Origin of the sequence: Turicibacter sp. T129 (assembly GCF_025594975.1) — a bacterium.
GTDB classification, from domain to species: Bacteria; Bacillota_I; Bacilli_A; order MOL361; family Turicibacteraceae; genus Turicibacter; species Turicibacter bilis.
Map to the genome: position 1 here is coordinate 37,892 of NZ_JAMQUU010000076.1, position 7,172 is coordinate 45,063.

The 7,172-nt window shown below is 34.1% G+C and carries 6 protein-coding genes; all 6 read right to left on the reverse strand.

The features are described 5' to 3' along the window. Positions 1–324 precede the first annotated feature (324 nt). On the reverse strand, positions 325–2,154 hold the full coding sequence (gene typA / locus NEH75_RS11635) for a translational GTPase TypA (RefSeq protein ID WP_055276491.1): 1,830 nt from the start codon (positions 2,152–2,154) through the stop codon (positions 325–327). 236 nt (positions 2,155–2,390) lie between these two features. Continuing rightward, positions 2,391–3,356 (reverse strand): DNA polymerase III subunit delta, encoded by a 966-nt coding sequence (gene holA, locus NEH75_RS11640; RefSeq protein WP_262948908.1) that lies wholly within the window; start codon positions 3,354–3,356, stop codon positions 2,391–2,393. Positions 3,357–3,529: 173 nt separating this feature from the next. Continuing rightward, entirely contained in the window at positions 3,530–5,728 is a 2,199-nt protein-coding gene (locus NEH75_RS11645; RefSeq protein ID WP_317452427.1) for a DNA internalization-related competence protein ComEC/Rec2, read from the reverse strand. Then, a complete protein-coding gene (locus tag NEH75_RS11650) occupies positions 5,709–6,305 on the reverse strand; it encodes a helix-hairpin-helix domain-containing protein (protein WP_262948910.1) in 597 nt (198 codons plus the stop codon). The genes NEH75_RS11645 and NEH75_RS11650 overlap by 20 nt, the downstream gene beginning before the upstream one ends. 97 nt (positions 6,306–6,402) lie before the next feature. Continuing rightward, the gene (locus NEH75_RS11655; protein WP_262948912.1) at positions 6,403–6,576 is read right to left on the reverse strand and encodes a hypothetical protein; all 174 of its coding nucleotides are present in this window, start codon (positions 6,574–6,576) and stop codon (positions 6,403–6,405) included. A 206-nt stretch (positions 6,577–6,782) separates the two neighbouring features. Beyond that, a partial coding sequence (locus tag NEH75_RS11660) for a hypothetical protein (RefSeq protein ID WP_262948913.1) occupies positions 6,783–7,172 on the reverse strand: 390 nt, incomplete at its 5' end.

Below are 7,172 nucleotides of genomic sequence, written 5' to 3' on the forward strand. Positions count from 1 at the left end.
TTATAATAAACCTCTTCTATTATAATATGATTCGTGATTTTGTCAATATTATATCAGTCAAAAATATACCTTTTTTTAATCAATTTTTACATTTTTTAAGGTGAGCTTCATTCCTTATTGTTTGAGATGCTCGACAATTTATACAAATCCTCACTTAAAATGAAAAATCATTTTTAGTGACTCCTCTTTTCCTCTTCTATAAAGCTATGTGCCTTTCTAATTTAATTCTTCGTCACATTCAAAACCTATTTCTAACTTAAGTTAAAAATAAAAAAACCCAATCAATGAAGAAGGATTTTCTTCATCGATTGAGTTAAAAAATAATTATTGATCAGCGTATTTTTTACGTTTATCGAATTTTTTACGCTCATTTGTATCTAAAATTTTCTTACGTAAGCGAACTGATGTAGGAGTAATTTCTACTAATTCGTCTTCATTAATATATTCTAAGGCATACTCTAATGTGATTAGACGTGGTTTCTTTAATACAACTGTATTATCTTTACCCGCTGAACGGCAGTTTGTTAATTGTTTTGCACGTGTAACATTGACTGCTAAGTCTAAATCTTTGTTGTTTTCACCAACGATCATTCCTTCGTAAACAGGAGCTCCTGGTTCAATGAACATGATTCCGCGATCTTCTAATCCCATTAAACCGTAGTTTGTTGCTTTTCCATTTTCCATAGAAACTAAAGCACCATTTTTACGTTCTCCAACTGATCCTTTTTCCATTGGGCGGTATTCAGAGAATGTATGGTTGATAATTCCGTAACCTTTTGTTAATGTTAAGAATTCTGTCATGAATCCGATTAAAGCACGAGATGGTACATCATAAATTAAACGAACTTGTCCATTTTCGTTATGAATCATATTTTGTAATTGACCTTTACGGTATCCCATCGCTTCAATGACACTTCCAACATGTTCTTCAGGTGCTTCGATTTGAACATACTCATATGGTTCACATAATACACCATCGATTTCACGAATGATAACTTCTGGTTTAGAAACTTCTAATTCGAATCCTTCACGGCGCATGTTTTCAAGTAAGATTGATAAGTGAAGTTCTCCACGTCCTGAAACAACCCACTCTTCTTTTGTTCCAACACGTTCAACTAATAATGAAACGTCACGTTGAATTTCTTTGTATAAACGTTCATCAATTTTAGATGCTGTCACGTGTTTTCCTTCTTGTCCTGAGAATGGAGAAGAGTTTGTTGAGAATGTCATTTTTAATGTTGGTTCATCAATGTGTAAGATTGGTAACGCTTCTTCTTTACCGATTTCACAAACCGTTTCCCCAACGTTGATATCTGGTAAACCAGCGATTGCAACGATATCTCCAGCTTGTGCTGATTCAATTTCAACACGCTTTAATCCTAAGAATCCAAATAATTTTGTGATACGGAATTGTTGCGTTGATCCATCTAAACGACAGATTGAAACCATTTGGTTAACATTGATTGTTCCTCGAACGATACGTCCAATCCCAATACGTCCAACATAATCATTATAGTCTAATAAAGCTGGTTGGAATTGTAATGTTCCATTTGGATCCATTCCTGGATCTGGAATATTTTCTAAAATTGATTCGAAGATTGCTTCCATGTTTTCTTCTTGATCAGCTGGATCAGAGCTTAAGCTTGCTGTTCCGTTTAATGCTGAACAATAAACAACAGGGAATTCTAATTGATCGTCGTCAGCTCCTAATTCGATGAATAATTCTAATACTTCATCAACAACTTCTTCAGGTCTTGCAGCTGGACGGTCAATTTTATTAACCACCACGATTGGTGTTAATTTTTGCTCTAATGCTTTCTTTAATACGAAACGAGTCTGAGGCATTGTTCCTTCGTAAGCATCAACAACTAATAAAACACCATCTACCATGTTCATAATACGTTCAACTTCTCCCGCGAAGTCAGCATGTCCTGGTGTATCTAAAATGTTAATACGATAATCTTTATAATCAATCGCAGTATTTTTCGCTAAAATCGTAATTCCACGCTCACGCTCTAAATCGTTAGAGTCCATGACACGGTCAGCTACTGCTTCATTTTCACGGAATGTTCCCGCTTGACGTAATAACTGATCGACTAACGTCGTTTTACCGTGATCGACGTGGGCAATAATGGCAATATTTTTAATATTCATATAGGCACCTCTGTCTGGTAAATTTAAAATTTCATACTGAAATATTATACAACAAAATAAGAGTTCCTGTATCGAAATTTGACTTAAAATTATGAAAAATTTTCAAAAGCCTTTTCAAATCGATGTCACTTCTACATGATCAACGCCTTTATTATCATGACGCTTGTCACTTAGAATATCCATAAACTTTACTTCCAACTCTAGACAACCAAAAAAGATGAGCTAATACGCTCATCTTATAAATTTAGGATAAACATCTCTAGTGCTAACTCTTTTTGTAGTACACCAGATTTAATCTTATAATCAATATCCGCTAATTGATATAAATACTTTGCAATCGTCTCTTGTTCAAAACGATGGGATTGTCCATGAATTAACTTCACACGATACGGATGCACATTAAGTGTTTTTGCAATATCAGTCTCACGATAGCCTTGTTTACTTAGCCCAATCACTTGAGACATTAATCGAAATTGATTCGCAATTAAAATGAGTAACTTAAATGGCTCTTCATTTTGTGTCATTAAATCTTCATAGATGAGATAAGCCTCTTTAATCTTACGTTGAACCAGTGCATCTGTTAGTAAAAAGACGTTATCTTCTAATTGACGGGCCACTAACAACTCAACGACTTCTACTGATAAAATTTTTGATGGTTGATCAATGAAATAAAGATAAATCTTCTCAATTTCATGGTACAGCACATCAATTTTAGCATGGGTCAATTTAATCAATAATTCTATGGCTTTTGGATGACATTCAATTCCTTCAGCTTTTAACTTCTTCTCTGCCCACTGTTTGAGTGATTGCTCTGAATAAGTTTCAAATGTAAACACTTCTGATTGCTTCTTTAAAATCTTCACCACTTTTTTACGCTCATCGAGTTTTTCATAAGGAGCATAAATAATGAGGATATTTTCTGTCACGGGATGTTCTAAAAAATTTATAAAAGCATTTAAATCATGTGCGGGATCACCCTTCCCCTCCTTACCAGTTAAAAAGGATGGGTTACGAACGATCACCGCTTTTTTATTACTTAAGAAGGCGACTGTTTGTAAATCAAAAAGTGCTTCTTGAATGGTCGCTTCTTTCATGTCATAGGACACCACATCGAATGACTCAATTTGATGTTTCGTTAATAAATCACTAATTTTTTTCTCGCACAAAACCGTTTGTTCGCCGAGGATTGTATAAATCGCCATGGCTTCACCTCACTCTTATTTTAACATAAAACAAATTCTTCAAACAAGATGACCGTAAGTTCTTTTCAATCATGACGCGATGGATTGCTTCTTTATGGATTTATGGAGCTACCGTTTTTATAAAACGAAATATTTAGAGTATTATCTAATTTTTTAATTTTTAAATAAAAGAATTAATGAAATCGATGAATTAGGGTTTCGCCATTCACCATTTCAAATTGAATGGTTCCATCGACCTGCGTATTAAGGACTGGAATGTTTAAGGTGGATAAGGTCGATAAAACTTCCTGGCTAGGATGGCCATAGCGATTATTTTTCCCACTGGAAACGACACTAATAGAGGGCGCGAGTTGTTCTAGAAAGAATAATGAATTCGATGTCTTTGAACCATGATGTGCCGCTTTATAAACATCTAGCTTTAATCCTGGATACTGGGAAAGAATATCTGTCTCCACTTCTGTACTTATATCTCCTGTTAATAAAACAGTTAAATCAGAAATGTCAACCGTCAATACGAGTGATTGATCATTTTCATTAGCTTGCTTCTCATCAGGTTGTAAAAAGGTTAATGTTTGATTTCCACAAGTTAATGTATCATTCGTTTTGGGTGTTAAAACATTCACATTTAATTGTTTAGCTAATTTAATGACGTCCTTTAACTGTTCACTCTCTGAATACTTAGAGACGACTAAATGTTTAACATTGAACGTTTCCATTAATGAAGTAGCTTCTCCAATGTGATCAACATCACCATGAGATAAGATTAAATAATCAATCGCTCTAATCCCTTCCCCTAACAAATACGGCTCTAATGTTTGATTAAAAATGGAAGTCTTCTCACCTATGAACGAAACTTTTCCTCCTGTGTCAACAACAATCGTACAACGTTGATAGGGAGACTGAATAATCGTACTGTCGCCTTGTCCAACATCTAAAAAGGTAACTTTACTTGTCGGTTTGGCACCTCTGACTATCTCTAAAAGAACAAAGGTTGACACCAAAACAATCATCCATTTTTTAGACTGACTATTTTTTTCAACGAACCAACCTGCTAAAAAGAGCAATAAAATCATTAAAATGACCATTGATAAATTAAGACTCCCAATCACCCAACGAAGATTCAAGGACTTTCCCGCTACGAGAATGACCTGTTCAAAGACACTTAGAATTTTCTCTGTGATAAAAGCGAATGGTTGAATCAATAACGTTATCAATAAACAAGGAATCAAAAGAGTCGTCACAACTGGAATTAAAACTAAATTAGACACGTAACTTAACAGATTAATAGAATAATCTTGCGATATTTGAATCGGTAAGATGGCAAGTTGAGCTAAAAAGGGGATGATAAAAAAAGTGACCTTGGGTGAAAGGGGGTTAATAAATGACTGGCATATAATTAAACAAAACGTTAACCAGTAAGAATAAATAAAACCGATTTGATACACTTGTAGTGGAAAAGCAACGAAATTGATTAAAAAGACGATAGAGAAAATATCGAGTGAAGAAAGATTCCATTTAAATCTTGAATTAATCTTTGCTAGAATTGCCATACTGGCTGCTCTGACAATCGATGGACTTGCTCCACTAATCATCATGAAACAAAAAAGTAACGTCACTACCATTAAATCGGCTAATTCTTGTATCACTCCCAAACGCTTGAGCAGATAACTGACAATCCCTGCTAATAACCCAACATGTAATCCACTGACCGCAAACAAATGAATAATGCCAAGGGTCGCATAACTGTCACTGATGTCTTCAGATAAGTCATTTCGGACTCCTAAAAACCAAGATTGAAGATAAGTAGCTGTTAAAGGGGGATAATGTTCTTTGATCCAATTGACCAATTCAAACTGATAGGCTCTAACCGACCACTCTTGATCAATCACTCGTGTTGAAGACAGATAAATGGTTCCTTTCATTCCATTAGATTGTAGATATTGTTTAAAGTTAAAGGCATGAGGAACCGTCGGATTAGTGATTTCTGAGACTTCCGTATTGACGTCGATCCAATCACCTGGCATTAATCGTGGCGTTGAGTTGGTAAGTGTTAAATAATAAAGACCCGCTTCTGTTTGTACTTTAGCTATTTGCTTTTCTTCATTTTGCTTTTTCACTTCTATTACTTTTGCTTTATCTATATAGATTAAATCATCACTTTTGACCTGGACGGATGTTAACGCAACATCAATGTAAATCATAGATATGAGACTGATAAGGAAATAAATCCAGTATGTCTTAGGAAATCGTTTAAAGTAGACAAAACCCATTAAAAGTAGGACAAAAACGCCCTCCTTTATGAGTAATCCGACAATGATACTTAAAACAATATAAATCACATGTTGCCGAAATTTAAAGGTCAAGCGAATCACGCAACTTTTCTAATGTCTTTTCTCCAATTCCACTCACATTCGTTAACTCATCAATCGATTGAAACGCGCCAACTTCCTCCCGATATTTAATAATAGCTGCTGCTTTAGAGGGACCAATTCCGGGTAATGTTTCAAGTTCTCCTGTAGTTGCTTGATTAAGAGAGACTTTTTTCTCGTCTTGCGAAGGACTCCATGCATCAGTTGAAGTATTATTTATTTCTTCATCTAGATGTGGAACATAGATGACCATTTCATCACTAATTTTTTGTGCTAAATTAATGGCTGTTTCATTAGCCATCTCTAAAAAGCCTCCAGCTAATTGAATCACATCATGAACTCTTAAATGCTCTTCAACCTCATACACACCTGGAAATTTAACTTGACCTTTAACATCCACAATATAATGGTTGACCTGTTCTTCAACGTTTTCTATCTCTTCTATTTCAGTGACTTCGCGTTCATTTTCTACATAACGATCTAATGAAACTGAATCAACAGAAGAAGGAGATGGATTCAAATAAAAAATCGTCATCATGATTAACGAAGCTAATCCAATAATGATTATTTGCTTTTTCATGAGTATCACCTCATTTTAACTTACGTTAATCACCGTTTATTTCCTTTTTATTTGCAGATTGTAATATTAAGTGCGACAAATAAAAAAATCCTAGATTCTATTCTAGGATTTCATTCCAATCATAATTTTTTTCTTCAAGATGTGTTTTCAATTGCTCCAACTGATCGTGATCAAATGTTTTCGTATCTGACGTATAGAATAAACAAACTAAAGTTAAAGCTAAGAATAACAAAGCAGAGACGCCACACATAAATTTATCCAAGCTTGACATTTTCACATCAATCACTTCGTTCGCAAAAGATATGATATTGTATGTTAATTGCCTAGATTGTGTGAATATATACTTAACCTAAAAAAGAGCCTTATGGCTCTTATACTAAACTAATAAACATACAACAGTTAAAATGACAACAACTAATCCAAAAAAAGCGCATAAAAACTTTTAACTTTTTTACATATTTATCATTCTACTTTATATTATAAAGACTCTGCAATTTTATCATATGCATTATAAATTAATACGTCATTATAATATGAAACCCAATAACAGTCACCAGAAGCATCGCCGTAATTATAAGCAACAGACCAGGAATTTAATCCCAAATCATCTAATGTTTGTTTAGCAATTGTTGGTACTTCACCCATTCCAACAACTACTTCGTTCCATTGTTCTGCATATAGAGATGGATACATAGCTAATGCTTCAACTACACTTCTCATTTCTGGTACATCAACATTAATATAAATAATTTTTGACTCTTCATCAACTGTGTAAAATGATTTATCACTTTCGTAACTTTCATTTACAATATCAACCCATTTTTGTGCTAAAAAATTAATATTTTCTAAGTAACTATTCAGCCACCA